Source organism: Pseudomonas sp. NMI542_15 (assembly GCF_021283425.1).
GTDB lineage: Bacteria > Pseudomonadota > Gammaproteobacteria > Pseudomonadales > Pseudomonadaceae > Aquipseudomonas > Aquipseudomonas fortuita.
This window is the reverse complement of the sequence record NZ_JAJSRO010000021.1, coordinates 63,764-82,800: the sequence shown is the minus strand read 5'-3', so window position 1 is coordinate 82,800 and position 19,037 is coordinate 63,764. Positions and strand designations below refer to the sequence as shown.

The 19,037-nt window shown below is 62.0% G+C and carries 18 protein-coding genes; all 18 read left to right on the top strand.

Annotated features, from left to right (window positions below):
• Window positions 1-70 precede the first annotated feature (70 nt).
• The 18 genes from LU684_RS24180 (at window position 71) to LU684_RS24095 (ending at window position 18,941) form a co-directional block, all read left to right on the top strand.
• A complete protein-coding gene (locus LU684_RS24180; protein ID WP_232895132.1) occupies window positions 71-1,495 on the top strand; it encodes a flagellin N-terminal helical domain-containing protein in 1,425 nt (474 codons plus the stop codon).
• A 76-nt stretch (window positions 1,496-1,571) separates the two neighbouring features.
• Entirely contained in the window at window positions 1,572-1,922 is a 351-nt protein-coding gene (locus tag LU684_RS24175; RefSeq protein WP_232895130.1) for a flagellar protein FlaG, read from the top strand.
• Window positions 1,923-2,005: 83 nt separating this feature from the next.
• Complete coding sequence (fliD, locus tag LU684_RS24170) at window positions 2,006-3,394, top strand: flagellar filament capping protein FliD (protein ID WP_232895128.1); 1,389 nt, start codon at window positions 2,006-2,008, stop codon at window positions 3,392-3,394.
• 127 nt (window positions 3,395-3,521) lie between these two features.
• Window positions 3,522-3,923 carry a flagellar export chaperone FliS gene (fliS, locus tag LU684_RS24165; RefSeq protein WP_060493036.1) on the top strand — a complete coding sequence of 134 codons (402 nt, stop codon included), beginning with the start codon at window positions 3,522-3,524 and terminating at the stop codon, window positions 3,921-3,923.
• A complete protein-coding gene (fliT, locus tag LU684_RS24160) occupies window positions 3,892-4,233 on the top strand; it encodes a flagellar protein FliT (protein WP_232895126.1) in 342 nt (113 codons plus the stop codon). The genes fliS and fliT overlap by 32 nt, the downstream gene beginning before the upstream one ends.
• 168 nt (window positions 4,234-4,401) lie before the next feature.
• Window positions 4,402-5,877, top strand: a complete 1,476-nt coding sequence (gene fleQ, locus LU684_RS24155) for a transcriptional regulator FleQ (RefSeq protein WP_232895124.1) — start codon at window positions 4,402-4,404, stop codon at window positions 5,875-5,877.
• Window positions 5,878-6,289: 412 nt separating this feature from the next.
• Window positions 6,290-7,507: a sensor histidine kinase gene (locus tag LU684_RS24150; protein WP_060519401.1), complete on the top strand. Its 1,218-nt coding sequence runs from the start codon at window positions 6,290-6,292 to the stop codon at window positions 7,505-7,507.
• A complete protein-coding gene (locus tag LU684_RS24145; protein WP_232895122.1) occupies window positions 7,507-8,862 on the top strand; it encodes a sigma-54-dependent transcriptional regulator in 1,356 nt (451 codons plus the stop codon). Before LU684_RS24150 ends, LU684_RS24145 begins: the two co-directional genes overlap by 1 nt.
• 229 nt (window positions 8,863-9,091) lie before the next feature.
• Window positions 9,092-9,424: a flagellar hook-basal body complex protein FliE gene (gene fliE, locus LU684_RS24140; RefSeq protein WP_003254438.1), complete on the top strand. Its 333-nt coding sequence runs from the start codon at window positions 9,092-9,094 to the stop codon at window positions 9,422-9,424.
• Window positions 9,425-9,439: 15 nt separating this feature from the next.
• A complete protein-coding gene (fliF, locus tag LU684_RS24135) occupies window positions 9,440-11,218 on the top strand; it encodes a flagellar basal-body MS-ring/collar protein FliF (RefSeq protein WP_016488433.1) in 1,779 nt (592 codons plus the stop codon).
• Window positions 11,211-12,230 carry a flagellar motor switch protein FliG gene (gene fliG, locus LU684_RS24130; protein ID WP_016488432.1) on the top strand — a complete coding sequence of 340 codons (1,020 nt, stop codon included), beginning with the start codon at window positions 11,211-11,213 and terminating at the stop codon, window positions 12,228-12,230. The genes fliF and fliG overlap by 8 nt, the downstream gene beginning before the upstream one ends.
• Before the next feature lie 164 nt (window positions 12,231-12,394).
• On the top strand, window positions 12,395-13,189 hold the full coding sequence (gene fliH, locus LU684_RS24125) for a flagellar assembly protein FliH (RefSeq protein WP_095117236.1): 795 nt from the start codon (window positions 12,395-12,397) through the stop codon (window positions 13,187-13,189).
• The gene (gene fliI, locus LU684_RS24120) at window positions 13,179-14,534 is read left to right on the top strand and encodes a flagellar protein export ATPase FliI (RefSeq protein WP_060519404.1); all 1,356 of its coding nucleotides are present in this window, start codon (window positions 13,179-13,181) and stop codon (window positions 14,532-14,534) included. Before fliH ends, fliI begins: the two co-directional genes overlap by 11 nt.
• A 6-nt stretch (window positions 14,535-14,540) precedes the next feature.
• Window positions 14,541-14,990 carry a flagellar export protein FliJ gene (gene fliJ / locus LU684_RS24115; RefSeq protein WP_016488429.1) on the top strand — a complete coding sequence of 150 codons (450 nt, stop codon included), beginning with the start codon at window positions 14,541-14,543 and terminating at the stop codon, window positions 14,988-14,990.
• Between the two features lie 220 nt (window positions 14,991-15,210).
• Complete coding sequence (locus LU684_RS24110; RefSeq protein ID WP_016488428.1) at window positions 15,211-15,516, top strand: STAS domain-containing protein; 306 nt, start codon at window positions 15,211-15,213, stop codon at window positions 15,514-15,516.
• Between the two features lie 8 nt (window positions 15,517-15,524).
• On the top strand, window positions 15,525-17,216 hold the full coding sequence (locus tag LU684_RS24105; RefSeq protein WP_016488427.1) for a fused response regulator/phosphatase: 1,692 nt from the start codon (window positions 15,525-15,527) through the stop codon (window positions 17,214-17,216).
• Between the two features lie 48 nt (window positions 17,217-17,264).
• Complete coding sequence (locus LU684_RS24100; protein ID WP_016488426.1) at window positions 17,265-17,612, top strand: Hpt domain-containing protein; 348 nt, start codon at window positions 17,265-17,267, stop codon at window positions 17,610-17,612.
• Between the two features lie 72 nt (window positions 17,613-17,684).
• On the top strand, window positions 17,685-18,941 hold the full coding sequence (locus LU684_RS24095; protein WP_232895120.1) for a flagellar hook-length control protein FliK: 1,257 nt from the start codon (window positions 17,685-17,687) through the stop codon (window positions 18,939-18,941).
• Window positions 18,942-19,037: the final 96 nt, after the last annotated feature.

Below are 19,037 nucleotides of genomic sequence, written 5' to 3'. Positions count from 1 at the left end.
AGGTTCTCTAGGCCAGTCCGGCGGTTGCCAAGGCCGGAAGCCGCAGTACCCATCCAACGAGGATTTCGTCATGCCGTTAACCGTTAATACCAACATTGCGTCGATCACTACTCAGGGCAACCTGACCAAGGCGAGCAACGCCCAGACCACCTCGATGCAGCGTCTGTCCTCGGGTCTGCGCATCAACAGCGCTAAAGACGACGCTGCCGGCCTGCAGATCAGCAACCGTCTGACCAGCCAGATCAATGGCCTGGGCCAGGCTGTGAAGAACGCCAACGACGGTATCTCGATCGCCCAGACCGCTGAAGGTGCAATGCAGGCTTCGACCGACATCCTGCAGAAAATGCGTACCCTGGCACTGTCCTCTGCTACTGGCTCGCTGAGCGCTGACGACCGTAAGTCGAACAACGACGAATACCAGGCTCTGACGGCAGAACTGACCCGTATTTCGCAGACCACTACCTTCGGTGGCCAGAAGCTACTGGACGGTTCTTATGGAACCAAGGCGATTCAGGTTGGTGCGAATGCTAACGAAACCATCAACCTGTCTCTTGAAAACGTGTCTGCTAATAACATCGGCTCCCACCAAATCAAGAGTGCTACCAATGATCCGGTGGTAGATGGGCTGGCAGGCGGCAACAAAATTACTGTAACTGGCAATGGTCAGAGCGAAACTTACGATGTTGCAGCTAAGGCATCTGCTAAGGATATCGCGAAGGGGCTCAACGGGATTATTGGTGGCCTAACAGCTACTGCTAGCACTGAAGTGAGTTTCAAGGTCGACGGTACTAAAGCTGCTGCGGATGCAGTGGGCTTCAAGATTAAGGTTGGTGATGATCAAGAGGTAGAGCTCAAAGGTATTACTAGCACTGAAAGTCTCGCGGACCAACTTAAGTCTAACGCGGCCAAGCTGGGCATCAGCGTTAACTATGATCAGACAAGTGGTTCGCTCTCTATTAAGTCTGATACCGGTGAAAACGTCTCGTTCAGCGGCATGGCCGGTGACACTACTGCTGTTACTGTTGCCTCTAAAGGTGCGGATGGCAAATTTAGTGGTGATATAGAAATTGCTGAAAATTTGATTGCGAATGGTGCGGTATCACTTGACTCTGCCAAAGGTTACTCTTTGACTGGTGATGGGGTTTCGGATGTATTTGGTGCCGAAACTACTTCTAAAAAAGCCACGATTGCTAGCACTGATGTTACTGATGCTACAAATGCCCAAAACGCTCTGGCGGTTATTGACAAAGCCATCGGCTCCATCGACAGCGTTCGTTCCGGCCTGGGTGCTACTCAGAACCGTCTGCAAACCACCGTCGACAACCTGCAGAACATTCAGAAGAACTCTACGGCTGCCCGCTCCACCGTGCAGGACGTGGATTTCGCTTCGGAAACTGCCGAGCTGACCAAGCAGCAGACGCTGCAGCAGGCTTCCACCGCAATCCTGTCGCAGGCCAACCAGCTGCCATCTTCGGTCCTGAAACTGCTCCAGTAATTCAGGCGCCTGAGTAAAGGGTGAAAGGGCGCGTTTACGTGCCCTTTTGCCGTTTTTGACATGAGGAGTTCGAAACATGGACATGAGTGTCAAGCTGAGCCAGGTGTATCCGTCTGTGTTACCCCAGGCGCCAGTAGCTGACCGGAGCCCTGCTGCACCTGCCAAAGTGCAGGAAGCAACAGCGCCCGAAAAACAGCCGCACTCGCGCGAAGACTTGGAAAAGGCGGTTGGCGAGATACGTGATTTCGTCCAGTCGAGCCAGCGTCAGCTGGACTTTTCCATTGATGATTCCACCGGTCAGGTAGTGGTCAAGGTGATTGCCACCCAGTCCGGCCAGGTGATCCGGCAGCTTCCGTCGGAACTTGCGCTGAAACTGGCGCAAAGCCTCAGTGAAGCCAGCAGCCTGCTGTTCGATTATCAGGCATAAGCTGGCATGATTTTTGTTGCTGTCGACCCTTGGATGGAATTTTCCGCCAAGGATCCGGCAGCTACTGAACAAGGAGAGCAATGATGGCAGGTACAACAGTCAGCGGTATTGGCTCGGGCATCGATACCCAGGCGATCGTCGAATCCCTGGTGGCCGCGCAAAAGGCGCCGAAGCAGGCCCAGATCAATACCCAAACGCTGAAGGCAACCACCACGTTGTCCTCTATCGGCAAGATTCAGGCGGCTCTGGATGCCTTTCGCGGCGCTCTGACCACCATGACCGACAGCAATAGTTTCGGTGGTCTGAGCTTGAAGTCTTCGGATGAGAAGGTCGCGACCGTCACCATGGGGACGGGGGCTGCCAACGGTTCGTTCAAGTTGATTGTTGACAAGCTGGCGACGGCGTCGAAGGTTTCGACCAAGGTTTATGCGAACGGGGCGGGCTCGGTCGTCAATAGCGGCACCGTTCCCGCCACCTTGAGAATCAGTCAGAGTGGCAAGGACTTCGATTTGAGTGTGCCCGCTGGCGCAACATTGCAGCAGGTGCGCGATAGCATCAACAGCCAGTTCGGCGTGGCGGGCCTGAGCGCCAACGTGCTGACGGATGCCAATGGTTCCCGCTTGATCGTGACTTCGACCAAAATGGGTGAGGGCTCTGACATTACCCTTTCGGGTAATTCGGGCATCCATACCGGTTATACCATTGTCGATGAACCGACGGACGCCGAGTACACTTTGGACGGCATTGCCATGAAGTCCAAGACCAACGACATCAACGATGCCGTCAGTGGTCTTAATATCAAGCTGCTCGGCACTTCGCCGACAAACACTACAAGTGGCGAAGCTACAGCGACCATCCTTTCGCTGACCACCAGTTCCACGACGTTAAAGTCAGGCCTCAAGGGTTTCATCGATACATACAATGCCTTACTTACTGTCATGAACGCAGAAACCAAGGTTACCAAGAATGCCGATGGCACCATGACGGCAGCTGCGTTGACCGGTGATGCCACGATGCGCACGCTGATGACTTCCATTCGCGAAGAACTCAACGCGGTATCGGGCAACGGTACCTTGAAGTCGTTGGCGGCCTTTGGCGTCACTTCTGCCCAGGATGGCGGTGCGCTGAGCCTGGACGACAAGAAGTGGGACAAGGCCGCTACCACCAACGCCACAGACCTGACCAGTATCTTCAATGGCAAAGATGGCCTGCTGGCGCGCCTGCAAAAGGTCACCGAGCCTTTTGCCAAGGCCGCTACCGGTACCCTCGCCGAGCGCTCCAAGGTCCTGAGCGAAAGCCTGACCAAGCTCAAGACCGAGCAGGACACCCTGGACGCCCGTATGGAGGCCCTGCAGAAGAGCCTGCAGGACAAGTACAACAACATGGACACCCTGGTCACCCAGTTGCGCCAGCAGCAGAGCTCGGTGCTCAGCACGCTCAATGCGCTGAACAAGTCGAACAGCGACGATTGATGCGTGAACATTGCATGAAGTCCGGGCATGATGCCGGGCTTCTTGTCAGCGGCCGGTAAAGTTTTCCCGCACCTGCCCGATACAAGGAATATCTCCCCCTTAAGCCTGCCCGTCACGAGGTCGCAAGATGAATCCCATGAGAGCCCTTCGTCAGTACCAGAAGGTCAATTCCCATGCCCAGATTTCCGAAGCCACGCCGCACCGCCTGGTGCAGATGCTGATGGAAGGTGGCCTTGATCGCATGGCCCAGGCCAAGGGTGCCATGGCGCGCGGCGACATTGCGGAAAAGGGCCTGATGCTCGGCAAGGCGATCGACATCATCATCGGCCTGCGCGATGGCTTGCAACCTGAAAAAAGCGAAAACCCAGAGTCGGTAGAGAAGCTCGACGCTCTCTATGTCTATATGACCAATCGCCTGATGCAGGCCAATGTCGACAATGATGCCGGCATTATCGACGAAGTTGCCCAGCTGCTGATTACCGTGAAAAGCGGTTGGGATGGCATTGCCGACGCCCAACCTGCCAGCTGACGGCAAGGAGATTACCGTGACCGCACTGCAACGCCTCGATGACACCTGCGAAGCCCTGGTTGGCGCCCTGGGTGAGCGTGACTGGGATGCCATTGCCAAACTGGATGTGGCGTGCCGCGCTTGCATTGACGAGGTGCTGGAAACCCATGCGATGGACCAGGCGTTGCTGCGCGAGAAACTGGAAGGGGTGCTGGGGGTCTACCGCAACCTGATCGACGTGACAACCGGTGAACGCCAGGCAATTGCCAAAGAGATGATGCAGATCAACCAAGCGAAAAATGCTTCGAAGGTTTACCATCTGTTCAGTTAAGATGCGCACGACTTGACAAAAGGCGCCATAAATTTGACTGTGCGGGCCTTTTTGACTTAACTAGTGTCTGTTCTCGAATTCCAGACGTCCGAACACTGACCATTCAGTCGGAATGATGTCGAGCATGCCCCTGCAGGGCGGCGATATGACTAGGGAAGTTGCTATTGCATGTGGCGTGAAACCAAGATTCTGCTGATCGATGACGACAGCGCGCGCCGCCGCGATCTGGCGGTGGTGCTGAATTTCCTCGGGGAAGAAAACCTCGCTTGCTCAAGCCATGACTGGCAGCACGCGGTAGAGTCGTTGTCTTCGAGCCGTGAAATATTGTGCGTGCTCATCGGCAGCGTAGATGCTCCGGGCAATCTCCTTGGGCTCGTTAAGACAGTGGCTGGGTGGGATGAGTTCCTTCCGGTGCTGCTTTTAGGTGAAATTTCTTCTGCGGAGCTCCCGGAAGACCTGCGCCGCCGGGTGCTGTCCAACCTGGAAATGCCGCCAAGCTACAGCCAGTTGCTGGATTCGCTGCACCGTGCCCAGGTCTATCGCGAGATGTACGACCAGGCGCGCGAGCGCGGCCGCCAACGTGAACCCAACCTGTTCCGCAGCCTGGTCGGCACCAGCCGTGCCATCCAGCACGTGCGGCAGATGATGCAACAAGTGGCCGATACCGACGCCAGCGTGCTGATTTTGGGTGAGTCGGGCACCGGCAAGGAAGTGGTGGCGCGCAACCTGCACTACCACTCCAAGCGCCGCGAAGCGCCGTTTGTGCCAGTGAACTGTGGCGCGATCCCGGCCGAGCTGCTGGAAAGCGAACTGTTCGGCCACGAGAAGGGCGCCTTTACCGGGGCAATCACCAGCCGTGCCGGGCGTTTCGAGCTGGCCAACGGCGGAACCCTGTTCCTAGACGAAATCGGCGACATGCCATTGCCGATGCAGGTCAAGCTGCTGCGCGTGCTGCAGGAGCGTACCTTCGAGCGTGTGGGTAGCAATAAAACCCAGAGCATTGACGTGCGCATCATTGCTGCAACGCACAAAAACCTCGAGACCATGATCGAGGACGGCACCTTCCGTGAAGACCTGTACTACCGCCTGAATGTGTTCCCCATCGAGATGGCGCCGCTGCGTGAGCGGGTGGAAGACATCCCGTTGCTGATGAATGAACTGATTTCACGCATGGAGCACGAGAAGCGCGGTTCCATCCGCTTCAACTCCGCCTCGATCATGTCGCTGTGCCGCCACGGCTGGCCGGGGAACGTGCGCGAGCTGGCCAACCTGGTAGAGCGCATGGCGATCATGCACCCGTACGGGGTGATTGGCGTGTCCGAGCTGCCGAAAAAATTCCGCTACGTCGATGACGAAGACGAGCAGATGGTCGACAGCCTGCGCAGCGATCTGGAAGAGCGCGTGGCCATCAACGGTCACACGCCAAACTTCAGCAACCCTGCGATGCTGCCACCTGAAGGCCTGGACTTGAAGGACTACCTCGGTAGCCTGGAACAAGGCCTGATCCAGCAGGCGCTGGACGATGCCAGCGGTGTCGTTGCACGCGCGGCTGAACGTTTGCGTATTCGCCGTACCACCCTGGTCGAGAAGATGCGCAAGTACGGCATGAGCCGCCAAGGCGGTGAGGACCAGGCAGAGGATTGATGTTTGGGCGGGGTGTTCGCCTTGGGTTTTGCGGTTGGGCGCAAATCGAGCGCCGCCCGCGCGGCGCATCGCGAGCTGCGCTCGCTCCTACGTTTGTTTCGGGCCAGTAACGCTTGTGACAGGCGCGCGCGACCGCCGGGTTCATACGACGCGATATCGTGCCGTACACCAAAACCTACGCGCGCAAATCCCCCAGGAATAATTGGCCCGAAACAAACGTAGGAGCGAGCGCAGCTCGCGATGCGCCGCGCGGGCGGCGCTCGATCTTCCAGGCGCAACAAAACTCAAGACGAACGCTTCTCAGCCCTGACGCAGTCCCCCCAATCCCCCAATCCCCCATCTCCGGCACGGCTATTGCTACACCGCTGGCAACACACCGTTTTTATGACGGTCAGCCACGCGAGAGAGCACGATGCCCCAGGCCGCCCACGTAACCCGAGCCCCCAATCAGCAGGGGCATGCCCCGATCGAGCAGGACAGCCACCAGGGTATCGAGCACGCCTTCGCCCTGTTCAACCAGGTGTCCAGCCAACTCAGCCAGTCCTACAGCCTGCTCGAAGCCCGGGTCAGTGAGCTGAAAGGCGAGCTGGCGGTGGTCAGTGCGCAGCGCATCGAAGAACTCAGCGAAAAGGAACGCCTGGCCAACCGCCTGCAGAACCTGCTGGACCTGCTGCCTGGCGGGGTAATCGTGATCGATGGTCATGGCCTTGTACGTGAAGCCAACCCGGCTGCCTGCGAACTGCTCGGCGAGCCGCTGATCGGCGAATTGTGGCGCCAGGTAATCGCCCGCAGCTTTGCGCCGCGCAAGGACGACGGCCATGAAATCTCGCTGCGCGATGGCCGCCGCCTGTCGATCTCCACCCGGTCGCTGGATGCCGAACCCGGCCAACTCGTGCTGCTCAACGACCTGACTGAAACCCGTCGCCTGCAAGACCAACTGGCCCGCCACGAGCGCCTGTCATCGCTGGGGCGGATGGTCGCCTCGCTGGCCCACCAGATTCGCACGCCGCTGTCGGCAGCCATGCTCTATGCCAGCCACCTGGCCGATAGCGAGCAAGCGTTGAGCGCGGAAACCCGCCAGCGTTTCGCCGGTACCTTGAAGGAGCGCCTGCACGAGCTGGAGCATCAGGTGCGCGACATGCTGGTGTTCGCCCGTGGCGAGTTGCCGCTGGGTGACCGGGTTACCCCAAAAGCCCTTTTCCAGGCCCTGCAGCAGGCGGCCCAGGCCCATGTGCAGGGGCACGCTGTGCGCTGGCAGTGCGACAGCCATCTGGGTGAGCTGTTGTGCAATCGCGATACCTTGGTCGGTGCCTTGCTCAACCTGATCGAGAATGCCCTGCAGGCCAGCGACAGCCCGGCGCGGTTGAAGGTGCACCTGTTCCGCCGCGAGCGCACCTTGCAGCTGTGCGTAAGTGATGCGGGCAGTGGTATCGACGCCGGGTTGTTGGCGCGTCTGGGTGAGCCGTTCCTGACTACCAAAGCCACTGGCACCGGCCTTGGCCTGGCGGTGGTCCAGGCTGTGGTGCGTGCCCATCAGGGCCGTTTGCATCTGCGCTCGAAAGTGGGCCGTGGCACCTGCGTGCGGGTAGAGCTGCCGTTGATCGACGGGCAATTGGCGGAGGGGGTGTAATGGCAATCAAGGTGCTGCTGGTCGAGGACGACCGCGTATTGCGCCAGGCGCTGGGCGATACCCTGGAAATCGGCGGTTTCGCCTACCAGGCGGTGGGCAGTGCTGAGGAAGCGCTGGAGGCGGTGCTGGATGATGCTTTCAGCCTGGTGGTCAGCGATGTGAACATGCCCGGTATGGACGGGCACCAGTTGCTGAGCCAGTTGCGCCGTCAGCAGCCCCAGTTGCCGGTGCTGTTGATGACGGCGCACGCCGCCGTCGAGCGTGCCGTCGAGGCCATGCGCCAGGGGGCTGCCGACTATCTGGTCAAGCCGTTCGAGCCCAAGGCGCTGCTCAGCCTGGTCGAGCGGCATGCCGCGGGGCGGGTGGTCGCCGAAGAAGGCCCGGTGGCCTGCGAGCCGGCCAGCCGCCAGTTGCTGGAGCTGGCCGCGCGCGTGGCGCGCAGTGATTCGACTGTGCTGATTTCCGGGGAATCCGGCACCGGCAAGGAAGTGCTTGCACGTTACATCCACCAGCAATCGCAGCGGGCAACGCAGCCCTTCGTGGCAATCAACTGCGCGGCCATCCCCGACAACATGCTCGAAGCCACCTTGTTTGGCCATGAAAAGGGTGCCTTCACCGGTGCTATCGCTGCCCAGGCCGGCAAGTTCGAGCAGGCCGAAGGGGGCACCTTGTTGCTCGACGAGATTTCGGAAATGCCAATGGCCTTGCAGGCCAAGCTGCTGCGCGTGTTGCAGGAGCGCGAGGTGGAGCGGGTCGGCGGGCGCAAGCCGATCAGCCTGGACATCCGTGTGCTGGCCACGACCAACCGCGACCTTGCTGGCGAAGTGGCCGCCGGGCGCTTCCGTGAAGACCTGTACTACCGCCTGTCAGTGTTCCCCCTGGCCTGGTGCCCATTGCGTGAGCGCCCGGGCGATATCTTGCAACTGGCCGAGCGCCTGCTGGCGCGCCACGCGGCCAAGATGAAACACGCCCCGGTGCGCCTGTCGCCGCAGGCCCGGGCTTGCCTGCAGGCCTATGCCTGGCCGGGCAACGTGCGCGAACTCGACAACGCGCTTCAGCGGGCGCTGATCCTGCAGCAGGGCGGGGTGATCGAGGCGGCGGATTTCTGTCTGGCAGGCGCCATTCCATTGTCAGCTGGCACAGAGCCATCACCTGGAGTGTCAGTCGAGGCCAGCGGGCTGGGCGATGACATGCGTCGCCATGAGTACCAGATGATCATCGACACCCTGCGCGCCGAGCGCGGTCGGCGCAAAGAGGCGGCCGAACGGCTGGGCATCAGCCCACGCACCTTGCGCTACAAGCTGGCGCAGATGCGCGATGCCGGGTTCGACGTCGAGGCCAGCCTGTTCGGCTGACACTGCGCCCCGCTGTGAATGGATACCACCCTGTGGGAGCGGGCATGCCCGCGAAGAACCCCACGCGGTGGCTGGCACCGGCTGCGCCGGTGTTCGCGGGCTCGCCCGCTCCCACAGGGGCCGCACCAACCCGTGAAGGTGATTGCCAAGGCTGGCACCTTTGTTGCTTTACGTAGGCTATTCGCCGCATGAGTGTCAAAAAAATGCGGCCGCAGGAGAGAGAAGGGTCATGAGCCAAGGTGTTGAATTCAATCGTCTGATGCTGGACATGCGGGCCATGCAGGCCGATGCCATGTCGCTGCCAAAGGTCACCGCAGCCCCCGAGCTGGCACCGGGGCAGAGTACCTTTGCCGACATGCTTGGCCAGGCCATCGGCAAGGTGCATGAGACGCAGCAGGCATCGACCCAACTGGCCAATGCCTTCGAGATCGGCAAGAGCGGCGTCGACCTGACTGACGTGATGATCGCTTCGCAAAAGGCCAGCGTGTCGATGCAGGCCATGACCCAGGTACGCAACAAGCTGGTCCAGGCGTATCAGGACATCATGCAGATGCCGGTTTGAGGACGGACGTAAACCATGGCTGAAGCAGTCGTCGACAACGCCCCCGCCAAGACGGGCCCGGCAGCGGCCAAGCGCCCGCTGCCAGGTATGTCGTTCCTGGAAAACATCGCGCAGATGCCCATGCTGCGCCAGGTCGGCCTCATGGTCGGCCTGGCGGCCAGCGTGGCGATCGGCTTTGCCGTGGTGCTGTGGTCGCAACAACCCGATTACCGTCCGCTGTACGGCAGCCTGTCGGGCATGGACACCAAGCAGGTCATGGACACCCTGGGTGCCGCTGATATCCCTTATAACGTTGAGCCCAACTCCGGTGCTCTGCTGGTCAAGGCCGACGACCTCTCCCGTGCGCGCCTGAAACTGGCGGCTGCCGGCGTAGCGCCCAGCGATGGCAATGTTGGCTTCGAACTGCTCGACAAGGAGCAAGGCCTGGGCACCAGCCAGTTCATGGAGGCCACGCGCTACCGCCGCAGCCTGGAAGGCGAGCTGGCGCGTACCGTTTCCAGCCTGAACAACGTGAAGGCCGCGCGCGTGCACCTGGCCATCCCGAAAAGCTCGGTGTTCGTGCGTGACGATCGCAAGCCCAGCGCCTCGGTGCTGGTCGAGCTGTACCCGGGCCGTGCCCTGGAGGCCGGTCAGGTGTTGGCCATCGTCAACCTGGTGGCGACCAGTGTGCCGGAGCTGGATAAATCCCAGGTCACCGTGGTCGACCAGAAGGGTAACTTGCTGTCCGAGCAGTTGCAGGACTCTGCCCTGACCGAAGCCGGCAAGCAGTACGACTACAGCCGCCGCATGGAAAGCATGCTCACCCAGCGCGTGCGCAACATCCTGCAGCCCGTGCTGGGCAATGACCGCTACAAGGCCGAAGTGTCTGCCGACCTGGACTTCAGTGCCGTCGAGTCGACCGCCGAGCAGTTCAACCCCGATCAGCCAGCATTGCGCAGCGAGCAGTCGGTTGAAGAGCAACGTGCCAGCAGCCAAGGCCCGCAAGGCGTGCCTGGTGCGCTGAGCAACCAGCCGCCAGGCGCCGCTTCGGCACCGCAAACCACCGGTGGCGCCGCTACCCCGGCCGCCGCCATTCAGCCTGGCCAGCCGCTGGTGGATGCCAACGGCCAGCAGGTCATGGACCCGGCCACCGGTCAGCCGATGCTCGCGCCGTACCCGTCGGACAAACGCCAGCAAAGCACCAAGAACTTCGAGCTGGACCGCTCCATCAGCCACACCCGTCAGCAGCAGGGGCGCATGACCCGCCTGTCGGTGGCGGTGGTCGTGGACGACCAGGTCAAGATCGACCCGGCCACCGGCAACACCAGCCGTGCGCCGTGGGCTGCCGAAGACCTGGCGCGCTTCACTCGCCTGGTGCAGGACGCGGTCGGCTTCGACGCCAGCCGTGGTGACAGCGTGACGGTGATCAACGTGCCATTTGCCGCCGACCGTGGCGAAGAAATCGCCGATATCGCCTTCTACCAGCAGCCGTGGTTCTGGGACATCGTCAAGCAAGTGCTGGGCGTGGTGTTCATTCTGGTGCTGGTGTTCGGCGTGCTGCGGCCGGTGCTTAACAACATCACAGGGGGCGGCAAGCAGGCGGCTTCCGATAGCGACATGGAGCTGGGCGGCATGGTGGGGTTGGATGGCGAACTGGCCAACGACCGCGTCAGCCTGGGTGGCCCGACAAGCATTCTGCTGCCTAGCCCGAGCGAGGGTTACGAGGCACAGCTCAACGCAATCAAAGGCCTGGTGGCCGAAGACCCGGGCCGTGTAGCCCAGGTCGTCAAAGACTGGATCAACGCCGATGAGTGATAACCGAGCCGTTACCGCCAAGCTGAGCCGCGTCGACAAAGCGGCAATCCTGTTGCTCTCGCTGGGCGAGACCGATGCGGCCCAGGTACTGCGGCACATGGGCCCCAAGGAAGTGCAGCGGGTGGGTGTGGCCATGGCGCAGATGGGTAATGTGCACCGTGACCAGGTGGAGCAGGTGATGAGCGAGTTCGTCGACATTGTCGGCGACCAGACCAGCCTGGGCGTGGGGTCCGATGCCTATATCCGCAAGATGCTCAACCAGGCGCTGGGCGAGGACAAGGCCAACGGCCTGGTCGACCGCATCCTGCTGGGTGGCAACACCAGCGGCCTGGACAGCCTGAAGTGGATGGAGCCGCGCGCCGTTGCCGACGTGATCCGCTACGAGCACCCGCAGATCCAGGCCATCGTGGTCGCTTACCTCGACCCTGACCAGGCGGGTGAAGTGCTGAGCAACTTCGACCACAAGGTGCGGCTGGACATCGTCCTGCGCGTGTCGTCGCTGAACACCGTGCAGCCGGCGGCGCTCAAAGAGCTGAACCAGATTCTGGAGAAGCAGTTCTCGGGCAACTCCAACGCCGCGCGCACCACCTTGGGCGGTATCAAGCGCGCTGCCGACATCATGAACTTCCTCGACAGCTCCGTGGAAGGTGCACTGATGGATGCGATCCGCGAAGTCGACAGCGACCTGTCGGAGCAGATCGAAGACCTGATGTTCGTCTTCAACAACCTGGCCGACGTCGACGACCGGGGTATCCAGGCGCTGCTGCGCGAAGTGTCGTCCGACGTGTTGGTGGTGTCGCTCAAGGGCGCCGACGAGCGGGTCAAGGACAAGATTTTCAAGAACATGTCCAAACGTGCCTCGGAACTGCTGCGCGACGACCTGGAGGCCAAAGGGCCGGTGCGGGTCAGCGACGTGGAAACGGCGCAGAAGGAAATCCTCACCATCGCCCGCCGCATGGCCGAGGCCGGCGAGATCGTGCTCGGCGGCAAGGGTGCCGAGGAAATGATCTGAGTCACTAGCGGCGGGCCTTGAGGGTTCTGTGTAGGAGCGGGCTTGCCCCGCGAACACCGGCAACGCCGGTGCCATGCACCGCGGCGCCTGCTTCGCGGGACAAGCCCGCTCCCACAGGGGCCAGACCTGTATCCCTTTGAACAGGGTTGTGAGTACCTGAAAACATGTCCAGCAAAGAACATCACCCCAGCGACCTGATCCGCGCCCGCGACCTCGAGGGCGTGGACGTGTGGACGCTGCCCAGCTTCGACCCGGAGCCAGAGCCCGTACCCGAGCCTGAGCCGGAACCCGAGGCGGTCGAGGAAGAAATCGAGGAAGTGCCGCTGGAAGAAGTCCAGCCACTCACCCTGGAAGAGCTCGAGGCGATCCGCCAGGAAGCCTACAACGAAGGTTTCGCCACCGGCGAGCGAGAGGGCTTTCACAGCACTCAGCTCAAGGTCCGCCAAGAGGCCGAAGCGGCCCTGAAGGCCAAGCTCGACAGCCTCGAGCAACTGATGACCCACCTGATGGACCCGATCGCCGAGCAAGACACGCAGATCGAGAAAACCCTCGTTCACCTGGTGGCGCACATGACCCGCCAGGTGATTGGCCGCGAATTGCGCAACGACTCCAGCCAGATCACCCAGGTGCTGCGCGAAGCACTGAAGCTGCTGCCCATGGGGGCGGACAATATCCGCATTCACCTCAACCCGCAGGACTTCGAGCTGGTCAAGGCCCTGCGCGAACGCCATGAGGAAAACTGGCGGTTGCTGGAAGACAGCGCACTGCTACCGGGGGGCTGCCGTATCGAGACTGCCCATAGCCGCATTGATGCAACCATGGAAACGCGCATCGAGAAAACCGTGGCGCAGCTGTTCGACCAGTTGCACGATCATTCTCTGCACCCGGCGGCGCCAGACATGTCGGTAGACCTGGACGCCCCCGTCGAGCGTTCGGTGGAAAGCCCTGATGCACCTTAAGCGCACCAGCTTCGGCAAGCGCCTGGGCAGTTATGCCGAGGCCATCGCGCTGCCGACCCAACCCATCGTCGAAGGCCGCCTGCTGCGCATGGTCGGGCTCACCCTGGAGGCCGAAGGCCTGCGCGCCGCCGTGGGTAGCCGCTGCCTGGTAATCAACGACGACAGCTATCACCCGGTCCAGGTGGAAGCCGAAGTCATGGGGTTTGCCGGGCCCAAGGTGTTCCTCATGCCGGTCGGCAGCATTGTCGGTATCGCCCCCGGCGCCCGGGTGGTGCCGCTGGACGACGGCGGCCGATTGCCCATGGGCATGAGCATGCTCGGTCGGGTGCTGGATGGCGCCGGCCGTGCGCTGGATGGCAAGGGCGGGATGAAGGCCGAGGACTGGGTGCCGATGGATGGGCCGGTGATCAACCCGCTCAACCGTGACCCCATCAGCAAGCCGCTGGACGTGGGCATCCGCAGTATCAATGGCCTGCTGACCGTCGGTCGCGGCCAGCGCCTGGGCCTGTTCGCCGGTACCGGCGTGGGTAAGTCGGTGTTGCTGGGCATGATGACCCGCTTTACCGAAGCCGAAATCATCGTGGTTGGCCTGATCGGCGAACGGGGCCGCGAGGTGAAGGAATTCATCGAGCACATTCTGGGTGAGGAGGGCCTCAAGCGCTCGGTGGTGGTGGCTTCACCTGCCGACGATGCGCCGCTGATGCGCCTGCGTGCTGCCATGTATTGCACGCGCATTGCCGAGTACTTCCGTGACAAAGGCAAGAACGTGCTGTTGTTGATGGACTCGCTCACCCGTTTCGCCCAGGCCCAGCGGGAAATTGCCCTGGCCATCGGTGAGCCGCCGGCCACCCGTGGTTACCCGCCGTCGGTATTTGCCAAGCTGCCCAAGCTGGTGGAGCGGGCGGGCAATGGCGAGCCGGGCGGTGGCTCGATTACCGCGTTCTACACCGTATTGTCCGAAGGTGATGACCAGCAAGACCCCATCGCCGACTCGGCGCGCGGTGTACTCGACGGCCACTTCGTGCTGTCGCGCCGGTTGGCCGAAGAGGGCCATTACCCAGCGATCGACATCGAAGCCTCGATCAGCCGGGTGATGCCCCAGGTGGTCGACGCCGACCACTTGCGCCAGGCGCAAAAGTTCAAGCAACTGTGGTCGCGCCTGTCGCAAAGCCGCGACCTGATCAGCGTGGGCGCCTACGTGGCCGGCGGCGACCCGGAAACCGACCTGGCCATTGCCTTGCAATCCAGGCTTGTGGATTTTCTGCGCCAAGGCCTGCAGGAGAATGTGGGCATGGCGCAGAGCCGCGAACAGTTGGGGGCGATCTTCACGCCCCCGGCAGGCTGATAGGGCATGGCCCTGCCTGGGCGCGCGGCGCGCCTGACGCCGGTGGTGGGCATGGCCGAAGAGGCCGAGCGCAAGGCCGCCCAGCGCCTGGGGCATTTCCAGCAGCAAGTGGCCACGGCTCAGGCCAAGCTGGCCGAACTGGAGCGTTTTCGTGAGGATTACCAGCTGCAGTGGATCAACCGTGGCGGGCAGGGGGTAAATGGCAGCTGGCTGGTCAACTACCAGCGTTTTCTGGGGCAGCTTGAAACGGCCATGACCCAGCAGCGTCAGAGCCTGGTCTGGCACCAGAACAACCTCAACAATGCCCGTGGCATTTGGCAGCAGGCCTATGCCCGGGTAGAGGGGTTGCGCAAGCTGGTGCAGCGCTACATGGACGAAGCCCGGCGCGCCGAAGACAAGCGTGAGCAGCGGTTGCTGGACGAACTGTCGCAGCGCCTGCCCCGCCAAATCCTTTAGCCAAAGCCTTGCGCTGTGCCTTGTAGGAGCGGCCTTGTGCCGCGAAAGGGCCGCAGAGCGGCCCCGGCGATATCTGCTGCGAAGCTGAAAATCTGGGGCCGCTACGCGCCCCTTTCGCGGCACAAGGCCGCTCCTACAGGGGGCGCGTTCTTGCGACCCATGCCATCGCCTGCTAAACCTTACTGGAGTTGCATTCGCCATCATCGAAGGAATCGCTAGCATGGCAGTCGAGACTGATTTTTCGCAGGAAGGGAAAAAGCTGACAATCAAGATCAAGGGGCGCTTCGATTTCGGCAAGCATCAGGAATTTCGTGACGCCTACGAACGCCAGCCGTACCGGCCCGATTCGGTGATCGTTGACCTGAAAGACACCACCTACCTCGACAGTTCCGCGCTCGGCATGCTGCTGTTGCTCAGGGACCACGCGGGCGGCGATGAGTCGGACGTGCGCGTGGTGCATGCCAGCTCTGATGTGCGCAAGATCCTTGCGATCTCCAATTTCGAAAAACTCTTCGACATCAGTTGAGCGTCGACATGCCCGCCGAACAGGCGTTGACAGTGCTGGTCGCCGAAGACGGAGCCGCCGACCGACTGCTGTTGGCGCAGATCGTGCGACGCCAGGGCCATCAGGTAGTCACCGCAGAAAATGGCGAGCAGGCGGTGGCGCTGTTCGTCGAGCGGCGCCCGCAGCTGGTGCTGCTGGATGCACTGATGCCGGTGATGGATGGCTTTGAGGCGGCGCGGCAGATCAAGGCCCTGGCCGGCGAGGCGCTGGTGCCGATCATTTTCCTGACGTCGCTGAATGAAGAAGAGGGCCTGGTGCGTTGCCTGGAGGCCGGGGGCGATGATTTCATGGCCAAGCCTTACAGTGCGGTGATCCTCGGCGCCAAGATTCGCGCCATGGACCGCCTGCGCCGGCTGCAGGCTACCGTGCTGGAGCAGCGCGACCAGATCTCCCGGCACCACCACCACCTGCTCAACGAGCAGCGGGTGGCCAAGGCGGTGTTCGACAAGGTGGCTCACTCCGGATGCCTGTCTGCCCCCAACATCCGCTACCTGCAATCGCCCTATGCGCTGTTCAATGGCGACCTGATGCTGGCCGCGTTCACGCCGGCCGGTGACATGCGCGTGCTGCTCGGCGATTTCACCGGCCACGGCCTGCCGGCGGCGGTGGGGGCCATGCCACTGGCAGAGGTGTTCTACGGCATGACTGCCAAGGGCTACGGCATGGCGCAGATCCTGCGCGAGATGAACGCCAAGCTCAAACGCATCCTGCCAGTGGACATGTTCTGCTGTGCGCTGCTGCTCGACCTCAGCTTGCAGCGTGGCGCAGTAGAGGTGTGGAATGGGGGCATGCCCGATGGTTATCACTTGTCGATTGATGGCCAGGTGCTATCATCGCTGAGGTCGCGGCACCTCCCACTGGGCATCCTGGCTGCGGAGCGTTTCGATGACAGCACCGAAGTGTTGCCATTGGCGCCGGGTGAGCGGCTGTTATTATTGTCGGACGGCGTGCTGGATACCGCCGATGACCAGGAGCGGTTATTCGGCGTCCGGCGCCTGCGTACGGTGCTGGCCGACAATCGCGACCCGGAGCGGCTGTTCGATGAGGTGATGCAGGCATTGAAGCGCTTTGGCGGGCGCCCGCGGGACGATATCAGCCTGTGCGACATTCGCATGTTCAGCGCTGAGGAGCGGGTGCCGGCGCCGATCATCTACTCTGATAGCGGCCGCTCCAGCCCGCTGGACTGGTCGCTGGGGTTCGAGGTGCGGGGCGAAAGCCTCAAGCGCTTCAATCCGGTGCCGTACCTGGTGCAGTTGTTGCAGGAAATTCACGGCCTGCGCGCACGCACCGGCAGCCTGCACGCAGTGCTCAGCGAACTGTATTCCAATGCGCTGGAACATGGGGTGCTGGGCCTGGATTCGCGGCTCAAGCGCGATGGGCAGGGGTTTGCCGACTATTACCAGGAGCGCGCCCGGCGTCTGGGTGCGTTGACCGACGGGTTCGTGCGCATCGACTTTACGGTTGAACCGCACGCCGATGGCGGGCGTCTGATAGTTGAGGTGCTCGACAGCGGGGCCGGGTTCGACGTGCAGCGTGTGCTGTCGCGGCCTTCGCTGGCGCAAGGCCTGAGCGGGCGTGGCCTGAACCTGGTCCAGCGGCTGGCCAGCAACGCCCGCTGGAGCGAGGACGGGCGTCGCGCGCATGTGGAGTTCATATGGTGAGCCACAGGTTGGCTCGGGCATAATCTGGCTTGATCAAGGAGTGAGCAAGTGACTGACATGCATATTGACCACAAGGTCCTCAGTGACCTGCGTGAAGTCATGGAAGATGGCTTCCTGCAGTTGGTGAAGACCTTTCTCGACGATTCCGAGCGGCGCTTGAGCCAGTTGCACGCGGCCAAAAGCGCCGAAGAGCTCGGTGCTGCCGCCCACAGTTTCAAGGGCAGCAGCAGCAACATGGGCGCAGTGGCCCTGGCTCGCTTGTGTCAGCAACTGGAAGACCGCGCCCGGCAGCGTCCACTGTATGGTATCGAAGACCTGATCAACCGTATCGATCTGGAATATGGCGTGGTGCAGCGCTTCTACCGTGATGAGCAGCAGCGTATTTCTGCAGGCTGATGCGTGAGTTGGCGCGAGTCTTGCTTTTCTCTGGCTGGATGATTTTACTGTTCCTGGCGCGGAGACCGCTCAATGCCTGTCGCACCCAACCCTTTGTTGCAAGCCAACGCCATTAAAAGCACCTCGCGTTCGGCCACCGCGCAGGCGGATAAACCGCTGCAGGCGTTGGGTGACAAGGGTGACGGCTTTGGCCAGGTGATGGCCAGGCAGGGGCGTGACAAGGCCGCTGGGCAAAATGACAAGGTCGCCCCGGCCCAACCCAAGGACAAACCTGAGGCGGCAGCGGGGGGCAAGAAAGAGCCCGCCGAGAAAACTGCGGTTGCCGATGACGGCAACAAGTTGCCAGCTGATGACGCTGCCCAGGCCGATACCGGGCTGCGTGATGCCAGCCTGGTGGCCGGCCAGGTCACCGACGCCCAGCCTGGCGCCCAACTGATCCAGGCGCAGGCCGAGGCTGTCGCGCCGGTGCTGCAGGCGGCCACGGCGCAGGCTGCGGCACTGCCCGAAGCGCCATCTGCCGAAGAAGCCTTCGACCCCGATGCCGACCCGTTGGCCAACCTGCCAACCTTGCGCCTGGCGCTGGAGCACAGCGCCCAGGCCAAAGGCGCTACCTCGGCGCATGCCCTGGACCCGTCCCGCGCCCAGGGCGAAGATGGGCAGGCAACCGTCAATACCTTGGCGAACCTGGTGGAGCATGCCGAGGGTGAAGCGGGTGAGTCGGGTGACAAGGCTTTTGGTGCCCTGCTTGAAGATGGCCTGAAAGACACCAAGAGCGCCGATAGCGACACCCGCATCGATGATTTTGCCAACCGCCTGGCCAGCCTGACCCAGGCTGCCACGGCCAAGACCGCCAACGCCGTACCGGCCAATGCCGGCCCGCTGCACCAGCCATTGCCGATGAACCAGGGCGCCTGGGCCGAGAGCTTGGTCAACCGGGTCATGTACTTGTCCAGCCAGAACCTCAAGTCGGCGGATATCCAGCTGGAGCCGGCCGAGCTGGGCCGTTTGGATATTCGCGTCAATGTTGCGACGGACCAATCGACCCAAGTCACCTTCATCAGCGGCCACGCCGGTGTGCGTGATGCACTCGACAGCCAGGTGCACCGCTTGCGCGAACTGTTCGCCCAGCAGGGGCTGGCGCAGCCAGATGTCAACGTGGCCGACCAGTCGCGCGGGCAGCAACAGCAGCAGGGGCAGGCGCAGGGCAGCAACCTGTCCGGGGTGGCGGCACGGCAGGCGGAGCAGGGTGGGGCCGAGCCAGTCGAAAGCGCCCGACCTGTGGAACAGCAAGTGGTTATCGGCGACAGTGCGGTTGATTACTACGCGTGATGCATGGCTGGGGGGGGTGGCGCCTACTTAGATCGAGCGCCGCCCGCGCGGCGCTCGATCTCACCGCCGTAAAATCCCTGAAGCCGAATTCTGGCA